The organism is Paenibacillus sp. 11B (assembly GCF_030487755.1).
Lineage (GTDB): Bacteria > Bacillota > Bacilli > Paenibacillales > Paenibacillaceae > Paenibacillus > Paenibacillus vandeheii.
In genome coordinates this window covers 964,527-987,406 of record NZ_JAUKNS010000004.1, presented here as the reverse complement: position 1 = coordinate 987,406, position 22,880 = coordinate 964,527, and the positions used below count along the sequence as shown (strand labels likewise).

At 47.6% G+C, this 22,880-nt stretch carries 20 protein-coding genes; 12 read left to right on the top strand and 8 right to left on the bottom strand.

Going from position 1 to position 22,880, the window contains the following annotated elements; genetic code table 11:
* Window positions 1-51: 51 nt before the first annotated feature.
* Window positions 52-1,098 carry a bifunctional transcriptional activator/DNA repair enzyme AdaA gene (locus Q0V21_RS21325; protein ID WP_301880539.1) on the bottom strand — a complete coding sequence of 349 codons (1,047 nt, stop codon included), beginning with the start codon at window positions 1,096-1,098 and terminating at the stop codon, window positions 52-54.
* A gap of 114 nt (window positions 1,099-1,212) precedes the next feature.
* Window positions 1,213-2,088: a DMT family transporter gene (locus tag Q0V21_RS21320; RefSeq protein WP_079348214.1), complete on the bottom strand. Its 876-nt coding sequence runs from the start codon at window positions 2,086-2,088 to the stop codon at window positions 1,213-1,215.
* Between the two features lie 232 nt (window positions 2,089-2,320).
* Here Q0V21_RS21320 and Q0V21_RS21315 point away from each other — a divergent pair, with 232 nt between their 5' ends.
* Window positions 2,321-2,902: a hypothetical protein gene (locus Q0V21_RS21315; RefSeq protein WP_079348212.1), complete on the top strand. Its 582-nt coding sequence runs from the start codon at window positions 2,321-2,323 to the stop codon at window positions 2,900-2,902.
* A gap of 208 nt (window positions 2,903-3,110) precedes the next feature.
* Here the strand turns inward: Q0V21_RS21315 and Q0V21_RS21310 are convergent, their stop codons facing one another.
* On the bottom strand, window positions 3,111-4,028 hold the full coding sequence (locus Q0V21_RS21310; RefSeq protein ID WP_079348210.1) for a phosphatidate cytidylyltransferase: 918 nt from the start codon (window positions 4,026-4,028) through the stop codon (window positions 3,111-3,113).
* Between the two features lie 97 nt (window positions 4,029-4,125).
* Here Q0V21_RS21310 and Q0V21_RS21305 point away from each other — a divergent pair, with 97 nt between their 5' ends.
* Window positions 4,126-4,686, top strand: coding sequence for a hypothetical protein (locus Q0V21_RS21305; RefSeq protein WP_079348208.1), 561 nt, complete (start codon window positions 4,126-4,128; stop codon window positions 4,684-4,686).
* A 114-nt stretch (window positions 4,687-4,800) separates the two neighbouring features.
* Here the strand turns inward: Q0V21_RS21305 and Q0V21_RS21300 are convergent, their stop codons facing one another.
* A complete protein-coding gene (locus Q0V21_RS21300; RefSeq protein ID WP_179132742.1) occupies window positions 4,801-5,079 on the bottom strand; it encodes a VOC family protein in 279 nt (92 codons plus the stop codon).
* A gap of 463 nt (window positions 5,080-5,542) precedes the next feature.
* On the opposite strand from Q0V21_RS21300, the gene Q0V21_RS21295 reads away from it, so the two are divergent.
* Both Q0V21_RS21295 and Q0V21_RS21290 read left to right on the top strand, forming a co-directional pair.
* Window positions 5,543-6,838: a GntP family permease gene (locus tag Q0V21_RS21295; RefSeq protein ID WP_079348206.1), complete on the top strand. Its 1,296-nt coding sequence runs from the start codon at window positions 5,543-5,545 to the stop codon at window positions 6,836-6,838.
* A 23-nt stretch (window positions 6,839-6,861) separates the two neighbouring features.
* Window positions 6,862-8,010 carry a glycerate kinase family protein gene (locus Q0V21_RS21290; protein WP_301880538.1) on the top strand — a complete coding sequence of 383 codons (1,149 nt, stop codon included), beginning with the start codon at window positions 6,862-6,864 and terminating at the stop codon, window positions 8,008-8,010.
* 110 nt (window positions 8,011-8,120) lie between these two features.
* On the opposite strand, the gene Q0V21_RS32925 is transcribed toward Q0V21_RS21290, so the two are convergent.
* Both Q0V21_RS32925 and Q0V21_RS32920 read right to left on the bottom strand, forming a co-directional pair.
* On the bottom strand, window positions 8,121-8,444 hold the full coding sequence (locus Q0V21_RS32925) for a PucR family transcriptional regulator (RefSeq protein WP_367620543.1): 324 nt from the start codon (window positions 8,442-8,444) through the stop codon (window positions 8,121-8,123).
* 45 nt (window positions 8,445-8,489) lie between these two features.
* Window positions 8,490-9,167, bottom strand: coding sequence for a CdaR family transcriptional regulator (locus Q0V21_RS32920; RefSeq protein ID WP_367620542.1), 678 nt, complete (start codon window positions 9,165-9,167; stop codon window positions 8,490-8,492).
* Between the two features lie 528 nt (window positions 9,168-9,695).
* On the opposite strand from Q0V21_RS32920, the gene Q0V21_RS21280 reads away from it, so the two are divergent.
* On the top strand, window positions 9,696-13,286 hold the full coding sequence (locus Q0V21_RS21280; protein WP_301880537.1) for an S-layer homology domain-containing protein: 3,591 nt from the start codon (window positions 9,696-9,698) through the stop codon (window positions 13,284-13,286).
* Between the two features lie 247 nt (window positions 13,287-13,533).
* On the opposite strand, the gene Q0V21_RS21275 is transcribed toward Q0V21_RS21280, so the two are convergent.
* Window positions 13,534-14,100 (bottom strand): GbsR/MarR family transcriptional regulator, encoded by a 567-nt coding sequence (locus Q0V21_RS21275; protein WP_079348198.1) that lies wholly within the window; start codon window positions 14,098-14,100, stop codon window positions 13,534-13,536.
* A gap of 194 nt (window positions 14,101-14,294) precedes the next feature.
* Between Q0V21_RS21275 and Q0V21_RS21270 the strand changes: the two genes are divergently transcribed.
* From Q0V21_RS21270 to Q0V21_RS21240, 7 genes are all read left to right on the top strand, one after another.
* A complete protein-coding gene (locus tag Q0V21_RS21270; RefSeq protein ID WP_094937380.1) occupies window positions 14,295-15,170 on the top strand; it encodes a carbohydrate ABC transporter permease in 876 nt (291 codons plus the stop codon).
* Window positions 15,170-16,084 carry a carbohydrate ABC transporter permease gene (locus Q0V21_RS21265; RefSeq protein WP_301880536.1) on the top strand — a complete coding sequence of 305 codons (915 nt, stop codon included), beginning with the start codon at window positions 15,170-15,172 and terminating at the stop codon, window positions 16,082-16,084. The genes Q0V21_RS21270 and Q0V21_RS21265 overlap by 1 nt, the downstream gene beginning before the upstream one ends.
* A gap of 34 nt (window positions 16,085-16,118) precedes the next feature.
* Window positions 16,119-17,498, top strand: coding sequence for an ABC transporter substrate-binding protein (locus Q0V21_RS21260; RefSeq protein WP_079348194.1), 1,380 nt, complete (start codon window positions 16,119-16,121; stop codon window positions 17,496-17,498).
* Window positions 17,499-17,584: 86 nt separating this feature from the next.
* The gene (locus Q0V21_RS21255) at window positions 17,585-18,352 is read left to right on the top strand and encodes an HAD family hydrolase (protein ID WP_301880535.1); all 768 of its coding nucleotides are present in this window, start codon (window positions 17,585-17,587) and stop codon (window positions 18,350-18,352) included.
* Window positions 18,349-18,684: a DMT family transporter gene (locus tag Q0V21_RS21250; RefSeq protein ID WP_053782535.1), complete on the top strand. Its 336-nt coding sequence runs from the start codon at window positions 18,349-18,351 to the stop codon at window positions 18,682-18,684. The genes Q0V21_RS21255 and Q0V21_RS21250 overlap by 4 nt, the downstream gene beginning before the upstream one ends.
* Window positions 18,684-19,691 (top strand): metallophosphoesterase family protein, encoded by a 1,008-nt coding sequence (locus tag Q0V21_RS21245; protein WP_301880534.1) that lies wholly within the window; start codon window positions 18,684-18,686, stop codon window positions 19,689-19,691. Before Q0V21_RS21250 ends, Q0V21_RS21245 begins: the two co-directional genes overlap by 1 nt.
* Before the next feature lie 361 nt (window positions 19,692-20,052).
* Entirely contained in the window at window positions 20,053-21,513 is a 1,461-nt protein-coding gene (locus Q0V21_RS21240) for a carboxylesterase/lipase family protein (RefSeq protein WP_301880533.1), read from the top strand.
* A gap of 173 nt (window positions 21,514-21,686) precedes the next feature.
* Here Q0V21_RS21240 and Q0V21_RS21235 read toward each other — a convergent pair whose 3' ends face one another.
* Complete coding sequence (locus Q0V21_RS21235) at window positions 21,687-22,841, bottom strand: VanZ family protein (protein ID WP_301880532.1); 1,155 nt, start codon at window positions 22,839-22,841, stop codon at window positions 21,687-21,689.
* Between the last annotated feature and the right edge of the window lie 39 nt (window positions 22,842-22,880).

The following is a 22,880-nucleotide window of genomic DNA, read 5'->3' as shown; positions in this document are numbered from 1 at the left end:
CGCTTCATAATACTTGCGTCCGTTCTTTCTTGCATCTTGGGCACTGGGTGCTCAAATCTCTTGCTTCTCATGAGTTAAAAGCCAGTTTTTGCGCGTCAGCCCACCGCCGTATCCGCCGAGTTCACCACTGGCATTAATTACACGGTGACATGGAATAACGATAGCCAGCTGATTGGCTCCGTTAGCCTGTGCTACCGCTCGACATGCTGTAGGTTTACCCAGTGCATTCGCGATATCCTGATATGACCTCGTCTCTCCCGCCGGAATTGCAATCAATTGCTCCCATACACTCTTTTGGAATGGTGTTCCTAACCAGAACAACGGGGTGAGGAATACATTTAATGTGCCTTCAAAATACTGCGCAAGTTCCCGTTCAATGGAACGAATCGGCTCTGTTATTCCGGGTACAATGGCTGACTTGGTGCGTTTGCGCAATCGTTCTACTTCACGCTCCAGACCTCTGCGGTCTACAAATTCAAGCAGATATAATGCGTTCTCATCGGCTACAGCCATCATGGGTCCTAGACGTGTGTCGATCCAGGACGCCTTCAATACATGCTCTTCATCCACTTGTGTAGGCGCTGCACCCATGATTCGCGAGAAGGCATCCCGGAACCCGCTGCCGGATTCGTAACCGGTGGACAGCTGGGCATCAATGACCGTACGACCGGAGCGAATATTTTTCAGGGCCAGCCCCATGCGACGGGCGCGGGCATACTCGACAAAGGTCATGCCAAATCGCTTCTTGAACTGACGTCTGGCCGTGGATTCGTCGATGGATAATGCCTTGAAGTCCTGACCTTTCCAGCGTTTCTCCGGATGGTTCTCTACGGCTTCCACCAATATGCGTACCACATCCGACACCTGATTGGGGTGGGATAACGGGCGGCAGCGCTGGCAAGGGCGATATGAAGCAAGCAATGCCTGCTGCGCCGTCTCATAGAATTCACAGTTTTCGAACTTCGGCTTTCGTGCAGGACACGTAGGGCGACAGAATACACCCGTGGTCTTGACCCCGACATAGAATAATCCTTCGTATTCCGAATCCTTGGCAACCAGAGCCTGATAGTATAGTTCTTTCAGTTCAGCAGAAATCATTGGGCGCACGTCCTTACTTCAGTAGAGTTAACCTTACGGATATTATAAAAAAACGATGCACAGGGCATCGCCGAAAATCAGGCATGAATATTTTTATTTCAGTATGCAGCATGCTCATTTGAATGATGTTTTCTTTTGATTTGTCCGTCCACTCCAGTTTACCAAAAAGATCCCCAGGAATATGCATAATCCACCGATATATACGTACTTCTGAATGACTTCGCCCAGAAGCAGCCAGCCGGATAAGACACCGAAGAATGGCGCGAGAAAAAGAAATGCACTTGTCTTGCCCGGATCGCCCTTGCTTAACAGGTAATACCACGTAGCGAACTGCACCATGGAACCGAGGATTGCCAGATACAGAATCACCCCTATGGACGTGGCATTCAGGATGAGTGTTGTTGATTCCATGGTGAAACTGAGCAATAACAGCGTCACCCCGCCGAATAACATCTGATATGCCGTTAACACCCAGGTGCTGAAGCGTGATCCCCATTGTTTGACCAAGAGGGTAGCGATGGCCCAGGACAAGGCGGAGCCTATACCCAGCAGCGTTCCTTCCGAGAATTGAAGATGGAATCCTAGCGTGATGAAGACCCCCGTTATTCCGATTAGTACCCCAAGCCACTGATATGCCCGATATCGTAGACCCACAAAGACACTTCCGAGAAGAACTACCAATAGCGGATTCGTAAACGTGAGAATGGATGTCTGCCCCGAAGGGATGGTGCGCATGCTCAGGAAAATACAGGCCATCACGCCAGTCGTCTGGAACAGACCGATGACGAATAACCGGAGCCAGTCAGGCACAGTGGTCGGAAGATTTTTATTTCGCACCCATAGCGCCATTAGTCCTCCAGCCAGAGTAAATCGAATGCCGACCAGCAGAATGGGAGAAAGATAAGCTAGCCCAATTTTGCCCACAGCAAAGGATGAACCCATAAGCGAGGTGGCGAGTATAACGAGCATCATAAAAGCAAAACGATTCAACTTTTTTTCCTCCCCGAATATAGCGTATTTTTTGACCCTTTCAGGGTATCACGCCAACGTTTCAGGGTTCATCGAAGTGTAATAACGAATAGGATTTATAACTCATTTACATAATATGGAGCTTAATGTGAGACGATATGGTGTAGTAATTACTATAGAAGGTGCTGATTGGAAAGTTCTCTTGGGATGAATGCATCGTGCTTGTTACTTTAGATAAATGGAGGGAGTTCCAATGATGAATATCAATAAAAATAAATCTATACTCTGGGTGTCTGCTCTGTGTATTCTGCTGCTGACCAGCGCATGTGGGGCCAAAAATAACAATGAATCCGTACAGGAACACGCCTATCCGCAATCGAAGCAGCCCATAGAAGATGCGGGAAAGAGTTCCGTTCCTAATATGGAGGCGAAGAATAACAACGGTCAAGCGAACGAAAGTGGGAATGAGGGCAAACCTACGGCCCAATCGGAATCCTCTGCTGATGCGGAAGGACAGATCATGATCGTGATTGACCAGACGGACAAGCCGTCCGAAGGCAACAGCTTTGATTTTGCGATCAAACAAATTCCTGAGGGTTACGCTTTAACCGAGATGCGTTGGACGTCCAACACGGTAACGATTGTGAATTCTTATAAGGAAGCAATCGAACATGGCGCGAACGGGAAAGAAGGATTTTACATCAGTGGTGACGGGCAATTCTCCGGATTTATTTATTCGGATGAGATGAAGGGTGAACGCGGCAAAGCGACGTTTGTCTTTACCAATGATGAGGGGAAGGAAGTCACCTCGGAGAAGGAAATTAAATTAAAATAATTCAGACGGATTATTGCTGTGTGCCACTTCTTCTTCTTCTTCTGTTGATCAAATGGAGAATGGAACAGGCGCATCGTGCGTGCGTCTTCAATTCAGCCCTGAAGATAAAAAGCAGCCTTCATGGCTGCTTTTTAGTGATTCCGTAATGTCATACCACATACTGGTCGATCGTGCGGCGTTCAACTTTGTGTCTTAGCGGGTACTCCTCCTACATAAAGTCGAAGAAATAACGTACCACATGGAACATAACCGGAGAGGTGTACGTCAGGCTGTCGACTCGGCTCAGGTAGCTTTTTTTCAGCGCATCGAACTTGTTGTCATCCCCAATTAACAGATCCCGTTTCAGAACAGAAACCGTCAGACTCCCGAAGAACCCGGCCAGAGCGATTAACACACCGATGAACAGCGCGAAACGTGCATCAAACGGGGTCAGGTAGGGATGAATGTAATAAGAGGCAGCGGTGGTGACAACGAATGCACAGGCGAACCCTTCCCATGTCAAAAAAGGATTGGCGGTCGGCACGACTTTGCGTTTGCCCAGATAGAGCGAGGCCAGATAATGCACGACATCATTCAACTGGGTTAATACGACCAGGAACAGGACCAGCTTGGCACCATATTCCGGTGTTGCAAATGGAAAGTAGGCCAGATGACTAAGTCCAAATACCATCAGCATTAAGCCCCACTGCGTCGAGCTGACACTGCGCAGGAAACCGACCGTGCCTTTATTTATCAGACGTGGCAGGGGTAGCACCAGAAAGACATACAGTGGTATAAACACGATAAACATCCCATACCAGCCGATATAAATCCAGTAAAACTGCACCGGAATCGCCAGATACGCCCATAGAAACAGCCTGCGGTCTGCTTTGCGGGTGCTGCGGATCATGGAGAAGTATTCCTTAAGCGCGAAAAAGGTAAGTACCATGAGGGAAATCAGGGAGACAACCGGATTGAAGAGAGTGGCGAGACAGAAGATGACAAGCATGCCCCACCAGGTTTTGATTTTGTTGCCAATGCCCGAATAATCCTTGTCCGGCTGAAGCTTCGTAATGATTTTATATACGATATGTATGACCAGTAAGGCGATGAAAATCAGTGTTAAAGTAAAGAGCGAACTGCTCATGTACAGACCACCTGCTTATCTAGAAGTGAGATTCCAATATAGGGTACCTATGTTATTATGAAGGAATAGTGCGAACTTGATAAGGGGAAATTTCGTTATGACAGCTGAACGCTCGATCTACATCCTGCTTACGAACACAGGAACATTGTTTACTAAGGTTATTCAGAGTTACACCAGAGCGCCATACAATCATGCCTCCATCTCATTTGACCGGGAACTATCCGAGCTGTACAGCTTCGGTCGCAAGCATCCGAGTAATCCGCTGAACGGTGGGTTCGTGAAGGAAGATATTCAGACAGGTACATACAGTAAATATCCAAATACCACATGTGTCATTTATGAGCTTCAGGTGACGGAGCGTGAAGTGGAAAAAATGAAGCGGGTGCTGCATATCTTCATCCGCAGCCGCCAGAAATATATGTACAATCTGCTTGGTGTGATTGGCATTACATTGAAGGAGCCGGTGGAGTTCAGCAACTCCTACTTTTGCTCACAATTTGTTGCCGAGATTCTGCAACGCTCAGGTATTAAGCTGTGGAACAAGCTGCCTGCGCTGGTGACCCCGGATGATTTTCGTCAAAGTGAACAGCTACAGCTGGTGTATGAAGGGAAGTTAAGTGCGTATAAGCCAGGAATTGAAGGGCAGAAAGAAGAGTAAAAGGGAGAGGTGCCTGAGACCTCTCTTGACCCTAGTTTGGGTTTCAAGAAATAAAACTATAAAGCAGCCTGCTGCCACGGATTCCGGGTTAGAGGCTGTTCTTTTTGTGTATTGTTAGATCGATGGTGTGGATGAACGGTCAAAATTAACCTCTTCAAGAAATTCGATTACTTCACCATTCGGACTATGCATAACGGCATTTCGAACCTGCAGCAGAGGCTCACCAAGCGAGATCCAATCGGGTTGAACATAAGGCTTGGCACTGTGAGCAAGCGCTCGCTCGTATGTCTCATCCACATTGTTCACGTAGAAGGCAAACTGCTGCAAAGCGCCATACTTCGCCTCTTCGGGAGAGTCCGCCCGTTCGCCTCGGCGTTTACGGCTCCGGGGCAAATAGTTCAGTGCAGGTTCGCTGATCCGGTGAGATCAGCATGCATGCCCCTTGTTCCGGTTATTGTGGTCTAATGAATCTGAAACACGTTATTCGCCGCCATTTGTACCATTCTGAAATGTAACGAATCACAGAGACGTTAATCCATCGATGGGGTTGATTTTTAGGCTCTAACATGGTCTCTACGCCGAAATAACGTCACTGAAGTTCGTTAGAATTGCCCATCCTTGAAAAGCGACCGTTTAAGATGCGCTAGGTTCGTTAGCACCTTGCAAGTTTGGCGCATCACGCTGACCAACTGTGCGGCCATGCCTGCTGAATCTGAAAGGATAAGCCATTTCGATACAATTCTATTGCTTCATTGTGCATATGAACAATGAATTTCGTCTGTTCATCAATATTTATTTAGCTCGCCAGCAACTATAATGAAAGCGTGTTCAACAAGTGCATGGGGGGCAATGGACAATGGAACCTTTAACAATTAGCTGGATCGGCGCACTGGCAGGACTCGCAATTGCGATTATACTGATTCTGAAGAAGCTGAATCCGGTCTACTCTTTATTTCTGGGCGCAATTGTAGGCGCTTTAATTGGCGGAGCTAATCTGGAAGAGACCGTAAATATACTGGTGAACGGCACGCAAAGTGTCATGGGTACCGTGCTCCGCGTATTGGCTGCCGGGGTACTGGCCGGTGTCATGATGGAGTCGTGGGCGGCAGAGACGATAGCCCAGGCCATCGTGCGAAAATTTGGCGGCAGCAAGGCCATTCTGGCTTTGGCGCTGGCAACGATGATAATTACAGCCGTTGGGGTATTTATTCCCGTGGCCGTCCTGATTGTAGCGCCAATTGCGCTTTCTGTCGGTAACAAAATGGGCATATCCAAGCTGGCTCTTTTATTAGCTTTATCAGGTGGAGGCAAGGCGGGCAATATTATTTCCCCGAATCCGAATACGATTGCTGCGGCGCGGGGGTTCGAGCTGGATCTCAGCAATGTCATGCTGGCTGGTGTGATTCCAGCCATCTGCGGATTAATTGTAACCGTTATCGTAGCTTCAATGCTCAAAAACAAGGGTGTAATGGTAACCGATCAGGAAGCAGAGCAGGGTGAGGTGGACACGTCACAGTACCCGCCACTGAAGAAGGCGGTTGTGGCACCGTTGGTTGCGATCATCCTGCTGATGGTTAATCCGATCGGCTCCATTACAGGTGTTGAAGCATTGTCCACATTCAAAGTGGATGCGATGTACATTCTCCCGATTGCAGGTATTATCGGCATGTTGGCAATGGGCCAGGGCAAAAACATTGTGAAATACACGACTTCCGGATTAAATAAAATGACTGCCACCGTGCTTATTCTGATCGGTGCCGGAGGCGTTGCAGGACTGATCTCTGCATCCGATCTGTCTGGTCAGGTTGTTGGACTTATTGAAGCGTCCGGGATATCCGGCACCTTCTTGGCACCTATTGCCGGGATTCTGATGGCAGCAGCGACGGCTTCCACCTCGACAGGGGTTATCCTTGCTACTGGTTCATTTGGCGATGCAATTCTGAACATGGGGACTGCGCCACTCGCAGCGGCGGTCATGGTGCACACGGGTGCGACAGTTATCGATTCCTTGCCACAAGGCAATTACTTCCACGTTTCAGCCGATAGCATGAAGATGACGATCAAGCAGCGGATGAGCGTTATTCCTTATGAAGCGATTGTGGGTGGAACGATGGCGATTGTAGCAACGTTAATCTACGGATTTATCCTTTAATAACACGGATGGGGTGGGAGAAGATGAGAGAGACGACATTTGTACTGGCACCGGATTCATTTAAAGAGAGCATGACAGCGAAAGAAGTATGTGTGGCTATGGAAAAAGGATTACGCAAAATCTACCCTACTGCGAGCTATATTCATGTACCGATGGCTGACGGAGGCGAAGGTACTGTGCAATCGCTGGTGGATGCTTCTGGCGGTGTGATTCACCAGAGAGAAGTGAGCGGGCCGCTGGGGCAGCCCGTAATTGCTCAGTATGGAATTCTGGGCGATGGGGTAACGGCGGCGATTGAGATGGCGTCGGCGAGCGGCATTCATTTGGTGACGAAGGAAACCAGAGATCCGCTTCGTACGACAACCTATGGTACGGGAGAGCTGATTCGGGCGTGTCTGGATCAGGGCATTCGCAAAATCATTATCGGAATCGGCGGCAGTGCGACCAATGATGGGGGTGCAGGCATGGCCGAGGCCCTTGGTGCAAAGTTTCTGGATGCAGACGGCCAACCACTTGCACGTGGAGGCGGAGCGCTTAATCAGTTGGCTCGTATCGATGTCTCCGGCCTGGATGAACGATTGCAGGACGTAGAGCTCATTGTGGCCTGTGATGTAACGAATCCATTATGCGGAGAGCATGGCGCCTCACGGGTGTTTGGTACTCAGAAGGGGGCAACACCGGAGACGGTGCAGCTACTGGATACGAATCTATTCCATTATGCGGATGTGGTGAAGCAGCAGCTGCACAAGGATATACGTGATGTGCCGGGGGCAGGTGCAGCAGGCGGTCTGGGCGCAGGGCTTTTGATTTTTACACAGGCTGTGTTGCGCAAAGGCATTGAAATTGTCATTGAATATACAGGTCTGCGTGACAAGCTCGAACATGCGGATGTGGTGTTTACAGGCGAAGGCGGCATTGATTTTCAAACGAAATTTGGCAAGACGCCATACGGAGTGGCGCGGGCAGCCAAGGAAGCAGGTAAACCGGTTATCGCCATCGCGGGGTGCGTTGGTGAAGGAATAGATACGTTGTACACGGAAGGCATTGATGCGGTGTTCGGGATTGTACCGGGTGCGGCTGAACTGGAACGACTTCTGGACGAAGGTCCACAGAATGTGGAACGTACAACCGAGAATATTGCAAGAGTGCTGAAACTGGGTCTGATTTCTTAAAATTCTGTTGATGGGATGATGAGGGAAGAATCCGCAGCATAAAGAGACTGAATGGGACGCCGTCCGCATGGATAGGGGCATTCCTGTGCAGTCTCTTTTTGTATGGGGGTCTACTGATATGATGCGAGTAGTCCGTGGGTAAGTTCAATGAGCTCCAGCCAATTGCGTGGGTCCTTGCTTGTAAGGGCTTGGATCCGTTTGAGCCGATATTGCAGTGTATTGCGATGGATGTTGAGCTCTTCAGCAGTCGTTGACATGCTGCCATTGTGTTGAATGAAGCTGCGAAGGGTGTCCAGCAGATCCGCTGTGTCCTCCAACTTACTGACGATGTTGTTATGACGGGTCAGGTTGGTAGTGCTGAAGCGCACCAGAAACTGGACATCATCATAATGGATCAGTGGTGCAGCAGGGCGGAGCGCGAGCAAGATGTTCATCGCAGATCTCGCCTGTTCATAACAGACGGCAATGCTGGCTTCACGTTAGCTAACAGAGATGGAAGCTTGAGGCTGCTCCTGATGTACAAGCTGAGCTATTGAATCAACGTCCGATTCGCTCTGAATCAGAATGATCTGCGCAAGACCATCCTCCTCTACAGAGAAAGAAGGCAGCTGTAGTAATATCCGGCTGATCTCCGGGCTAAATTCAGGGGATTCATGGGGAAAGCGGATGTATAGAAGAACCGTCGGCAGCTGCAGATCGATATGGTATTGCGCCGCTTCCTTCCTGATCTTCTGTGAATAGGAACCGGAGTGGGCAAGCAGCCGTTCCAAAAAGGATTTTTTTCGAGATGCCTCATGAGCCAGATTTTCCAATTGATTGCGTTGTTCGATCAGAAGAGATACGGTTGTGCGTACAATGTTGCAGAACGGACGGACCTCATCCGGATGCCCGGATATACCGATGACTCCGACATGCTGATGATTGATCCTGATCGGCTCGTTGGTGCCCATCTTCTCCAGTCTGCCATCCTGCCAGACTTCGACGCGGTCCCCGGTGGTTAGGGCACGGACTGCTCCCTGATGTACCGTACCTACGCGTTTCTTCTGTCCACTTCCAATGATAACGCCCTGCTCGTTCATGATGTTGATGTTGTAGGGAATGTCCTGCATCATTTTATCGACAATATCCTGTGCCTGTTTTTCCGAAAGCTGCAGCATTAGACGTCCTCCTTCTTCGGCTGTTCCAAAAGGTGCAAGTATTTTTGTCTAATAGGTCTGTTCAGTCTTGTCTATCCATTGTGCATCTGAACGAAATTATAGCTGACGCGCCTGTCTTAAACAAGTTTGTTAACTAAAGGGTGAAGGGGTTGCCGTATTGTTGTATTTTGCTTTCGCTTAGCTATGGGAATTCCTCTATTAACTTATTCACATTATTCATCTGCTTGGTTCATGTTCAAGTATTCCAGATGCGCCTTGCCCCAGCAACAGATGCCATCCAAGGAGAACGGTTAAAGAGTGAAGCGAAGATATAGGTATCTATCTTGAATTTTGTAAAATGTAGGTCTCTATAATTACTCGTACATGTAAAATGATGAATTATGACGAAAAATATTTGAGATCCGGCCTGTTTTTCACCTACAGGACGGGTCTTTTTCCATTTTATAGAGCGATTGTTCAGAATCCGTTCAGAGTTGCGTAATACACTAGGCCTATATTTCGAGAAGCGAGATGAGGGAGGAAAGATTAATGCAATACAGGAAAATAATTAGCGTGTTGCTCATTTTGGTGTTGGTAGGTCCTTGGTTGGCAGCACCAGCAGGAAAGGTAAATGCAGGGGCATCGTATCCAGTACCAGGAAATAATGGTCTATTAACAATAAAGTATGTGGACGAGAAATCAATTGAATTACAATGGGTGTACGCACAATCCGAGTCCTCTACCCCACCTGATGTAAATTACCAAATTTACATATCCAATGCTCCTGATATTGAAGACATGCAACAAATCAGCGGAACATCAGGTCATCCCTACGGTGATCCGATTAATGGTTTAGAAGCTTCAAATGGTACATTTTCGAAAATAATTACAGATCTAATCGAAGGTGATACGTACTATTTCAATGTAGTAGTTAAAGATAAATACTTGGAAACTGCGTATCAAATGCAATCTATTGAATTTACTGTGCAGCTGAGTGAGCTGGATCAGTTCAACGATATTAAAAAAAGAAATGAGCAGGGCGAGAACACCAATTTCATACCGGCAGTGATTGAGTTGCTTAGTAATGAACAATTCATAGCTGAGCCTAATTTCAAATCGTTGTCTGAAGAAGATCAGTCGGACATCGCAGCATATTTGCTGCGTATAGATCCACCGACAACCGATGGATATGAGGACAAGAAACAAATTCAATTTCTGGTGCAATTAGCTCTCAAAGCCCTTGAAGTGACTCGCCAAATCGGAGGACAAAATGCATTAGCTGCGCTTGATGACCTATATGCTAAGCAAGCAGAACGAGTGCAGTTTTTTGAGTATCCTGCCGCTGGAAGCCAATTCTATCAATTGGTTGATTTGTATCTTGAATCATCCGCAATTGAAAAACGTATGACAGCTTATTTATATGAGTTTAGACTCAAAAGAAGCCCTTCTATTTCACGTGTTCTGTCTTATATGGATACAGCAGTAATGGACACACCTTTAATTAATAAAAAGGCGGAGACGACAGAAGAAATGTTGTCATCGTTGGAGAATCTGCTTAAGCTTCAGGGGGATATCGAGTCATACAATACGGCTAACTCGGAAAACCCAATGGAGAGCTTGTCTCTAGATATCAGCAAATGGGATAACCTTACAACTGAAGAGCAGGAGCATTTGGCTGATCATATGCTCACTCAAAGACCGGCTAATGGATATACAAGTTTTGAAGCCATCCAGACTGTATTCAATCAATTTTTTCCTGGTAATGAAACTGATGCGTTGGCTGCCGTAAATGCTGCAAGAATTAACAAAGATATAGACGCTATGCGTCTGGCTATGGAGAACCCTGATTTGGGTATTACTTTACCAAATGAATATGGTTCTGTATCTAAGCAGGTCAAAGAATACGTGGCTGAGTTCCTGATTGATAATATTAAAAGGAACTATGAAAATAAGAAACAAGTTCAATATATGATTGAGCTTGCTGTACAAGCTCAGTTGATCTGGGAGCAGAGAGGGTTGCGAGTACTTCAGGACAAGCTGGACCTATTTGCTCAGAAACTGTCTGAAGGACCCGATCATTTTAAAGACCCTGAGACAGATATGCTTCGTCAAGTTGGAGATCATCATCTACAATTAAGCGAGGTAAATAAACCAATTTTCGCTTTTAAGTACCTGCATTTATTGGGAGTGGAACGAATTGCAAAACAGGCTCAAGTAGAGATTGCCGATCCGCGCTTTCTTCTGGGACTGCTATCAATGCCTTTCCAGCCTCTTGAGGAAGCCACCACTATAGATCAAATGGATCAGTGGCTTGAGACAACTATGAATGAACAGTTTAACGGACACAATTTCTTTGACCAATACAAATTCAATCTTTCAGGTGCCCTTGATTTGTCCAAAAGAGCAGAACTCAGCCCGGAAGGCCGCAAGGAACTGGCTGAATGGGTGCTTAATGAACAAGATAGATACGAAGATGTTGGAAATCTACAATATGTAATCAACCAATTCTTCACGGCCCCGAATGTGACAGGGGATGATATCAACAACACTATAACCGGCTTGGATGATACGATGGAGATCTCCTTTGATGGTAAACTGAACTGGCTTGATGTTGCCTCCATTCAGCGTCTTGATTTTAGCGGTGACAAAACCGTATGGGTTCGTTATAAAGCGATTAGTGATGAATTGCCAGGACGCGCCGTGAAGATTGTTTTTACAGCAAATGGCGATAGCAACAACGGCAATGGTTCAACTCCTAACCCGGGTGGAAGCACAGGGGGTGGATCGTCAGTGACTACACCTGTTACGACTACACCAACAACCAAGCAGGAGCAAATCGTCGTGGATGTGAACGGGGTTAATGGAACTAATCTGACCAAAACGCCAATTACACGTACAACCGAGGCGAATGGTACGATTAAAGATCTGGTGAAGATGTCTGAGGCAATAGCCAAGGAATCGGTGGAAAAAGCAAAACAACTGGGTCTGAATACAGCACGTATTATCATCCCGGATGCTAAAGATGCCGTGTCAGAGACACGCATTGAATTGCCAAAAGCAGCGGTGAAACAACTGAATGATGGTGAGCTTAATCTTGAAATTTCTACAGAGAACGCCGTCATCTCGGTTCCAACGAAATCGATTGCCGGATTCGATCAAGACTTGTACTTCCGCATCGTACCAATGAAGCAGGAGTCGGAGCGCAAGGAAGTGGAAGAACGTGCGAAGAAGGAGCAGCTTATCCAACAAATTGCTCCAAATACCAACGTAAAAGTACTGGCTCGTCCAGTTGAAATCGAAACAAATATGCAAAGCCATGAAGTCACACTGACATTGCCGCTGCGTGACAGCCTTCCAACCGATCCTGCTGCCCGCCAGCAAGCATTGGATAACCTGGCTGTGTACATTGAACACAGTGACGGCACGAAAGAATTGATCCAAGGTAAACTCGTGAAGCTTAGCGATGGCAAAGAAGGAATTGAGTTTACAGTCAACAAATTCAGCACGTTCACGCTTGTTGTGGTGGATGGACTGAAAACTTCCCAAGGCTCACACAACCCGTATATCAACGGCTTCGGTGCTGATTTCCGCCCGGATGCATTTGTAACCCGTGCGCAAATGGCAGCGATGCTGGCTCGTAATCTGACTGATGAAGCGGGAACCGACTCCGCGAATGGCGTCAGCTACGCCGACGTATCTGCAACCCATTGGGCAGCAAGCGATATTCAAAAAGCGCAATCCGCAGGCATCATGAATGGCATGAGCGCCACTCAATTTGCACCTGAGGGTCCGATCACTCGTGCACAAATGGCAACCATTGCGTACCGCTGGATGCAGCAGCAAAGTGCAGACGTGACAAGCAACACATCCCAAGCAACGGATGGTGCTGTATTTACTGATGTATCTTCTGACCAATGGGCTTCCGATGCCATTTCCTACATGCAATCCGCTGGTCTGATGACCGGATACAACGACGGAACGTTCAAACCGGACAGCAAACTGACTCGTGCTGAGGCCGTGAAAGTATTAAATGTACTATTCAAACGGACTCCATTAACAGGCGTATCCACGCCATCTTTTACAGACGTACCTTCAACACACTGGGCTTATGCAGACATTGAAGCTGCGGCACAGAAATAAGATAACAGTATCTATAACAACAAAGGGGAGCCCCAACCATGAAAACATGGTGGGTTTCCCCTTTTTGATCTCTAAAACCAGCACAAGTCCTGCAACCATCGTCGCTCGCTGAGCTGGCTTTTTTAGTTTAACGAACGTAGTGAATACTATTCATAATAAGACGTATATGATTTCTTAACGAGCTGAACATAAGAATATTAAGTGTTAAAGTGAAAATCCCTCTACAGCCCCGCAAACGTGCGATGCGTTAATCACTCTCATGTGGGGCGTCTTTGTAAAATACACCATCCCGCAGTTGGTCTACAAATCCCTGCAGCCACTCATAATACTGGTCGGCATGCTGAAGCTTATGCAGATCACGCAAAGCTTCCTCCCTCTCTTCCGGCGGAGTTGTTTTGGCAAGAATGATCTCCGATAACTCCGGAATGACCTCGCGAAGGCTTTCTTGCATCACATCAATCTCCCGTTGGAGCTTAGCCCCGAAGAAGTTCTGAAACGTAGTGAAAAAGTTGGTTTCTGCCAAATACAGATCCTGGCGTTCCCGCTTTTCCTCCAATTTATAAATCATCTGAGATTCGGTAAGAGAACGTACGGCGTAACTCATATTACTTTTGCTCATGTTCATGGACGTTTTCATCTCTTCCAGCGTCATGGGTTGATCCTCGAAATACATAATGCCATACAGTTGGCCAAATGAATGATTGACCCCGTATAAGTCCATTGTATTGGCAATCGCGTCAATTACTTTTTCCCTCAGCTCAGGCCGATAGGACAACGAAGAACGATTTTGGTCCTCGGCAGCTTCTTTTCCCACAATCTCACCTCTAGTATATGGATGGGACTCCCTGTTTCATATTTTACATGACATCCCGTTATTTTAACATAACCCGGAATTAGTTTTTTCAAATGTATTATACAATCATTTTTGTACGGAAGCGAAAAACAAATAGATTTAAGGGGATTATGCACTATCGTTAAAAAAAAATTGAACAATGAGGAGTGTGCGAATTGCGTGTGAAACTATGGAGGGAGACAGAAGCAGTTCTGTTCACCCTACCTGCCCTTATCCCATTACTCATTTTCTGGTTGGGGCCCTTGGGATACATTGTATATCTGAGTTTTACGGATTGGGACTTCATGAGTCCTGACAAATTGTTTGTTGGTTTGGACAACTACAGCTATCTGCTAACTAACTCGGAATTTTACCGTTCATTGAAAGTTACACTACTGTTCGGTCTTGGAAGTGTCGTGCCCACGATTGTTGGTGGATTGGCGCTGGCGCTGCTCATGAACAGCAAGATTAAATCATCTGGTTTGTTTCGGACATTGCTGTTCTCACCATGGGTCACACCGACGGTTGCTGTCTCCATTGCATGGTCCTGGATTTTCGAGCCGGAAGTAGGGCTTGCCAATCTGTTGCTTGGCTGGGCTGGGATATCCCCGATTGGCTGGCTGAGAGATGCAAACTGGGCACTTGTGGCTGTTCTCATCGTTACGCTGTGGAAATCGATTGGCTGGTCCATGGTATTCTACCTGGTTGCCTTGCGCAACCTGCCATCCGACCTGCTTGAAGCAGCATCCATTGATGGTGCAGGCAGTTGGGACAAGTTCCGGAGTATTACGCTGCCGTTGATCTCACCAACCACGTTCTTCCTGTCCATTATCCTGACGATTCAGTCGCTTCAGGCCTATGACCAGATCAACGTGATGACCCAGGGGGGACCGGCTGGATCAACAAGGACGCTGCTCTATATGTATTATCAGTCTGCATTTGAATCCTTCAATGTGGGCGAGGCTTCTTCCATCGCCGTTGTTATTATTCTGATCTGCGTTCTGCTGTCAGGGGTATCCTTCCTGCTCGGCCGACGCCTGGTGCACTACTGATGAACATGACCGCTCTAAGTAAACAAACAAGAAAAGATAATAGTCGTGAGCAAGCACAAAAACGGAAGTTCCCTGGTGGAGGAAAAGGATTTGGTACCGCGCTCCGATATCTGCTGCTTGCCCTGATCAGTCTGACAATGGCATTTCCCTTCTACTGGATGGTTATCAGCGGTTTCAAGACCAATGACGAAATTTGGCAATTTCCGCCAACCTTCTGGCCCGAAACGTTCCGCTGGAGCAACTATGTGGATGCGTGGCAGTCTGCACCATTTTTCCGCTACATTTTGAACAGTACAGGGGTAGCGGCAGCAATTTGTCTAATCCAGGTCATTAACTCAAGCATGATGGCTTATGCACTTACCCATATGCGTTTTCGTATGAAAGGGGTGCTCACCGGATTGATCCTGGTAGGCTACATGATTCCGAGTACCGCCGTTTATCTGCCCAGTTATTTGGTGCTCAGCGAGCTTAAATTACTGGATTCCTATACCGGACTAATCGTGTCCAACTGTGTCAGTGTGTTCTCCATCTTCCTGATCCGTCAGGCATTCATGCAGGTGTCTCACGAGCTGGTGGAGGCTGGGCAGTTGGATGGGGCATCACATTTCCGCATTCTGTGGACTATTATGACGCCGTTGGTTCGCTCATCTTTTGCCGTGATGGTGTTGATTACATTCATCGACCAGTACAACAACTATTTCTGGCCGATGCTCATTACCAAAGACCCGAATCTGCAATTGGTATCGGCAGGTCTGCGCAGCTTTTTCGTGGAAGGTGGGGCCTACGGTCTGGCATGGCCGCAGATTATGGCGGCCAGTGCATTTACCATCGCACCGCTGCTCATTCTATTCCTGTTTACGCAGAAGACAATTATGCAGAGTGTAAACATTACTGCAGGCGTAAACAAAAACTAATTTTTACAACACACTTTATATAGGAGGAATCAAAATGAAATTGAGTCAAGCGAGTATGAAATGGCGGAACAAATTAAAGCTCAGGTGGAGAGGCGGCATGTCACTAGTACTGGCCGCAAGTTTTGCCCTGATCACAGCGTGTGGTTCCTCAGCAGATAGCGGCTCAGGCACAGGTTCAGACGCAGCTGCAGCCAATGGATCTGGTTCTGCGCCAAGTAGTCCAGTGGAGATTGAATTCTGGTATGGCCTGGGTGGGAATCTGGGAGATAACATGAAGAAAACGATTGATGCCTTCAATGCATCCCAGAGCGAAGTCGTTGTGAAAGGCATTGTACAGGCAGATTACACGGAAACCGAACAGAAACTGCAGGCAGCCATTGCCTCGAAAAAAGTACCAGCCGCTGTACTAAGCTCCAATATCGACTGGGCGCGCAAAGGGTATTATGCACCGCTCGATGAGCTGATCGCTGCGGATCAGGACTTTAATCAGGCAGATTACGTTCAGACCTTCCTGGAGCAGGGAAAAGTAGACGGCAAGCAGTATTTCTTGCCAATGTACGGAACAACTCAGATCATGTATTACCGTATGGATGCCCTGAAAGAGAATAATATCGATCCTGCCACTCTGACGACATGGGAGGCACTTGCTGAAGCGGCAGCGAAGATGAGCAAGCAGGAAAACGGCAAAACAACCTTCTATGGTTGGGAGCCGATGTGGGGTAGCGATAACATGATCGACGCCGTGCTTGGTAAAGGCGGGAAGATCCTGAGCGATGATGGTAAGACCGTAACGATTGATTCACCGGAATGGGTAGAGACATGGGAATTGTTCCGCAAGTGGATTAATGAGGACAAGACCATGGGTATTCATTTTGGTGGCCAAGGTTGGGAGTACTGGTATAAAACAATTGATGATGTCATGAAAAATAAAGCAGCTGGATACACCGGTTCGAGCGGTGACCAGGGCGATCTGGACTTTAGTATTGTCGCAGCGATGCAGCAGCCTGGTTGGGAAGGCGTCGGTGAAGGCAAACCTGTAGCGAGCGCAATTATGGCAGGTATCCCTGCTGAAGCGAGCCCGGAACAGCAGCAAGCAGCCTATAAGTGGCTGACGTATTTCTCAGAAACTGCGAACACGGCTGCTTGGTCCATGAACACAGGTTACATTGCGGTACGTCAATCTGCTCAGGAAGATCCTGCATTCAAAACGTTCAGTGAAAAGAACCCTCAGATCACGGTTCCACTGCAGCAGGCTTCCCATGCGTCGGCTCCGTTCCAGGACCCGACTGGAGGCAAAATCAATGATGCGCTGAAGGATGCAGCAGATCAGGTACAGATTAATAACATTCCAGCGGCACAAGCGCTGAAAGAAGCTAAAGAAAAGGCCCAAAAAGAATTGGATCGCGTGAAATAACAAGGAAACAAGCTGAACTTGGAGGAGCGGTGCAGTCATGTACCGCTTTTCTGACATAGTAATTCAGCAGACAAGGAGCGTAACCGATGCCTGAATTGAACCTGGGGAGCCTATCTACCCCGATAGAGGCTATTTTGTTCGATAAGGATGGAACTTTGCTTGATTTTACGGCCATGTGGGGTTTCTGGACTCATTGTGTGATGGATAATTTTCGGGAGGAGCTTGCTGCCCGTGGCCTTCAGTTCAATGCTGCAGACATCCCTCATATCTGGGGAACATTCCATGATGAGCAGGGGCGAATGAACGGCTATGATGTGCGGGGACCCCTCGCCATGGGGACGATGGAAGAAGTCTACGCCGTATTAACTTGGCATGGATATCGTGCAGGATTAAGCTGGGCGGAAGCGAAAATTATCGTGAGGGAATGTTTGCTTCAGGCAGAATACGCGATGAATAAGGAACGTCCTGCTCAGCCACTCCCCGGCGTCCTTGCCTTTCTTGAGCAGTGTCGCAACAAGGGGCTGAAAATGGGTGTCGTCACAGCGGATGAGACGGAAAATGCTCTAAGCCATCTAAAGTGGATGGGTATTGAATCCCTTTTCTCCGTAGTTGTAGGAACAGATCAGGTTGGAAGGGGAAAGCCGTTTCCTGACATGTTGCTGCTGGCGTGTGAGCGTCTGGGTGTACCTGCTGCAAGAGTTGTCGTAATCGGCGATACAGATGGTGATATGGAGATGGCTCGCGCTGCGGGGGCTGCCTGGAAGATTGCTGTCGGCGAACCTGCTCATATCAAGCTTGCGGATCTAACGGTTCGTTCGTTTCATGAATTGCTGGAAGTCGAGGTAACCCGATGACGAATCATTCGTATACCGGATGGATATTGCTTGCCCTAGCGATTGGATTAGAGCTGAGCGGTACGATTCTGATGAGGGTGTCGGATGGTTTTACCCGATTGTGGCCTTCCCTTTTTATGTTTCTTTGTTATGGAGCGAGCTTTACCCTGTTGAATTTTGCTGTGAAGTATATGCCACTGGGTGTTGCTTATGCCATCTGGTCGGGCGTAGGCATTACATTGATTGGTATCGTGGGACATTACTTTTTGGGAGAACGTCTGAAGGCGATGTCGATCGTCTGGATGGGCTTTATTCTGATTGGCATTATTGGACTGAAATGGAGTGATTCCTGATGCAAAATGAAAATAAATTTGAACAGCCGATAGTCAGCTTCCAGGTGATTACAGACACCCATGTACGGGATCAGGCGGACCATATCCATAACCGTCATCTGGAGAAAGCGCTGGAAGACATGGCAACATATAGCCATGGCAGTAGCGGAATCATGCATGTGGGCGATGTTACCGATCGTGGGCTTCCGCAAGAATACCAGGAGTTACAGCGTATATTGAAGGCTCAAGGCAATTCACTGCCTCAAATACGTTACACCGTAGGCAATCATGATATTGGAGCGATTCTATGGGGAGACCCGCCGTTGAACTTGACCACAATGACCCAGCATGAGGTGGGTGAGGTGCTAGGGTATTCAGATGAAGTAGGCCAAAGAGAAGCTCAAGATATCGAGAAACAGGAATCAGTTTCAATTGAGGAGTTATGGCAGAAGCGGTTGAACGATTTTACAGCAATCACAGGTATGAGCGGATCGTACCACGATCACTGGATCAACGGTTATCATTATATCTTCCTGGGTACGGAGCAGCCTCATCCGAAAGATTGTGATATGTCTGCCGAACAACTGGATTGGTTGGAAACGAAACTGTCGGAACAAGCTGCTTCTGAGCAGCCCATTTTCGTCTTTCTCCATCAACCACTGATGGATACAGTGGCGGGTTCCATGAAGGAACAGGGCTGGTATGGCGTGAATCAGGACACAGCATTAAAGGCTGTTCTGAGTCGTTATCCGCAGGCAATTCTCTTCTCCGGGCACACCCATTGGCAATTGCAGGCTCAGCGCACCATATACGAAGGTGGTGGGCAGATGCCAACGATGTTTAACGCCTCCTCCGTGGCTTATCTCTGGACAGATGAGGATGAGCATCTGGAGGGAAGTGAAAGTTTACATGTAGATGTGTACCGTGACCGCGTTGTCGTTAAGGGACGTAATCATGTGACGGGCAGCTGGATTGAAGGGGCAGAATATACGGTCTCTTATCCGGTAAAAGTAAACGGCGCTAATTGATCCTTACATCGGGAAAAGTATTGATAGGATACAGGGAGCAAAGTGCAATGTCATCTTTTCTTTTCATCGTAGGATATTTTATGCACGGCAGAATAGTAGACTTCGCTCGTTAATTGAAGCGGAGTCTTTATTATGGCTGTAAAAGTTCCACGTGAAACGTAGCTGTAGCGGGTGAATTTGGACAAACTTGTAAATGGGTCTTGCTGGGATTTATACTCAAATAAGTGGAAACGCGCCTACCATTACGTAACAAAAGTCGTTGAAGCAGTACAAGTTGTTTTTCGTGAAAGTTACATTCGGATCTGAGCAACACCAGTCGTAAGCTGGAACTATCGATCAGTAGAGAGGATGTATAGAACGCATGAGAGAACTTCAAGTGAACACCCGATACGGTACGGTTCAAGGAGAGCTTCTGCATGGAGCGAGCGTATGGAAAGGTATCCCTTATGCCAAGCCCCCTGTGGGTGAATTGCGCTTCCAGGCTCCCGTTCCACCTGAGACTTGGGATGGAGTCAGAGAGGCGAAGCAATTCGGTCCTGAAAATATACAGCCAAGAAATCCTCAAACGGAGGGCATATCGGGACAGCCTCCGGTGGAATCGGAAGATAGCCTTTACCTGAATATCTGGGCACCTGAACAAGAAAGCAAGGACCCACTTCCTGCGATGGTATGGATTCATGGTGGATCATTCGTATCAGGTGCTGGCAGCCAGCCGATGTACGATGGAACTCAACTCGTCCTCCGGGGAGACGTTATCGTCGTAACGATCAATTACCGCCTGGGGCCACTTGGTTTCTTGCATATGGCTCCCCTTGGAGAGGGTTTTGCATCCAATGTAGGTTTACTGGATCAGATTGCTGCACTGCAATGGGTGCAGGACAACATAGAGGCTTTTGGCGGTGACTTGCGTAATATCACTGTTTTCGGAGAATCTGCGGGCAGTATGAGTATTGCGGCTTTGATGGCGATGCCGGCTGCCAAGGGATTGTTCCATCGCGCCATTATGCAAAGTGGAGCTTCACAAGTTGTGCTAGCAGAGCAGGCTTCGGCCATTCGTGATGGCATGTTGAAGGTTCTGGGTGTATCGGCAGACGAGCTGCAAAAACTCAAAACCATTCCCGTGGAGCAAATCATTGCTGCTGGCGAGGCGGTGAAACAACAAAGCGGTGCTGGCATGGCCCTCTTGTTCCAGCCGGTACTGGATGGAGTTACACTTCCGAAGGCACCACTTCAGGCGGTAGAAGAGGGTGCAGCACAGGACATCCCTGTACTTATCGGAACCACTTTACATGAAGGATCGTTGTTCATTCAGCCTCATGTGCCTTACTCTGAAGAGATCAACATGGTGAAGGCTGTTGATTTTATGACACCTGATCTGGAGAACCGTGCTGCGATTGCGGACAGTTATCCCAAGACTGCAGATGGTCAAGCCCAAGTGATGACCGATCTGTTCTTCTGGCGCTCGGCAGTGCAATATGCGGCTGCTCAGCAGAAGCATGCACCTGTATGGATGTATCGGTTCGATTGGGTCATGCCGGAGCATCCACTGCTGCAAAAATCGATTCATAGCATCGATATTTTCTTTGCTTTTAATACATTGCCTGTGCTGAAATTTATGAATGCAGAACCGGATGCTGCCGCAGCAAAACTTGCGGGTAAGGTGCAGGATGCCTGGATTTCATTTGCCAAGCAGGGCAAGCCCGAGACGGCGGGAGTGAATTGGCCTGCCTACGAAGACGGTCGTGCTACGCTGATTTTCAATCATGAAGTGCAGTTGGTCCACGACCCGGAAGCTTCCAAACGTGAGCTGCTAGGGCTATAGTTTAATCCCATCGGAACTTCATTATTCAACAATTAAAAGGTGTGGCTCGTCATTGGATGACGAAGCTACACCTTTTTTTATAATGGATCGAACCTGTCGACTATAACGGCGATCTGCTATGGTACTATTTTTCGCCTTTATCTGCTGTGTTGTAAGTTGTGTGAGTCCAGAATCTATTTTCGAGATGCTCTTGTATTGGATACATCATCACAATAGAAGGCTCGCTTTCCGCGAGAGAACAGCACCAGCATGACATGAACGAACAATACCAAGAGAATAAGTCCATGCAGACCAAAGATTCCGACAGAGATCCATACCTTATAAGGTTCAAGCATCGCGTTTTCGTTCAGAAAGGCATAATCCGTTATGAGTTGAGCAAAGGTTACAAAAAGCCAAGGAACGTAAAGTGCAAGTAACCTTTTGAAAAGGGATGTGCTGGAAGGTTCGCCGGTCTTCCGGTTAACATATCTGAATCGCATCAGGGCTGACCCCGGAGTTTTGCCATTTCGCAATGATGGAATAAAGAAAAATACAAACAGCATGGCAATCATCGTATTTAGCGCGCTGATGATGGCATTCGTATTACTCCAGTTAAAAATGGACATCAGATTGGACAAGAACACGACAACTACACCGTCAATGATAAGCGCAATCAATTGAGGTACGGGATAGACCTTGTTTTGTTCCAGGATCTGCTCGCTCTTCGCCTGAATGCTCGCACGAGATGGGAATAAGGCAAGTATGATGGGTGCCGCGAAAAATCCAAGTACCGTTCCTGAAGTATTCAATAGCAGGTCATCCACATCAAACAGCCGATAAGGGCAATCGTAATAACCGTAGAAGCCGGTGATTTGGGTAATCTCAAAGAACAGGGACAAGCCAAATCCGCTTAACAAAGCCTGTTTCCAGTAGGATCTTTTTTGCCAAAAATACCGGATGTACACGCCAAGTGGCATGAGAAGCATGACGTTGAACAGAACCTGCAGAAAAGCTCTGCCCTGAATCATTCCAATATAGCTGGCAGGCTGAGACCACACGATCGGTGTTTCTTTCATAATATCTTTCACAAAGGTGAATGGAACAAGGTTGTAATATACGGTATCCGCTGCCTGCTGCGCACATGTATTACGAGTGGTCGGGAAAGGAAGAATAACCAGACAGTATGCAGCCAGCAGGTAAAAAATAAATGAAAAGCTGACGGCAAATCGCGACCAGCTAAAAAATCCATCTTTCCGATATCCGTAGATTAACCAGGGCACCAGCAGAAACATGGCGATAATGACAAAAATCAGGAATGCCGTTTGGACAGGAAAAACATAGGGTGACATAGCAGAAACTCCTTTTATCGGAAATGTATATGTGTATGT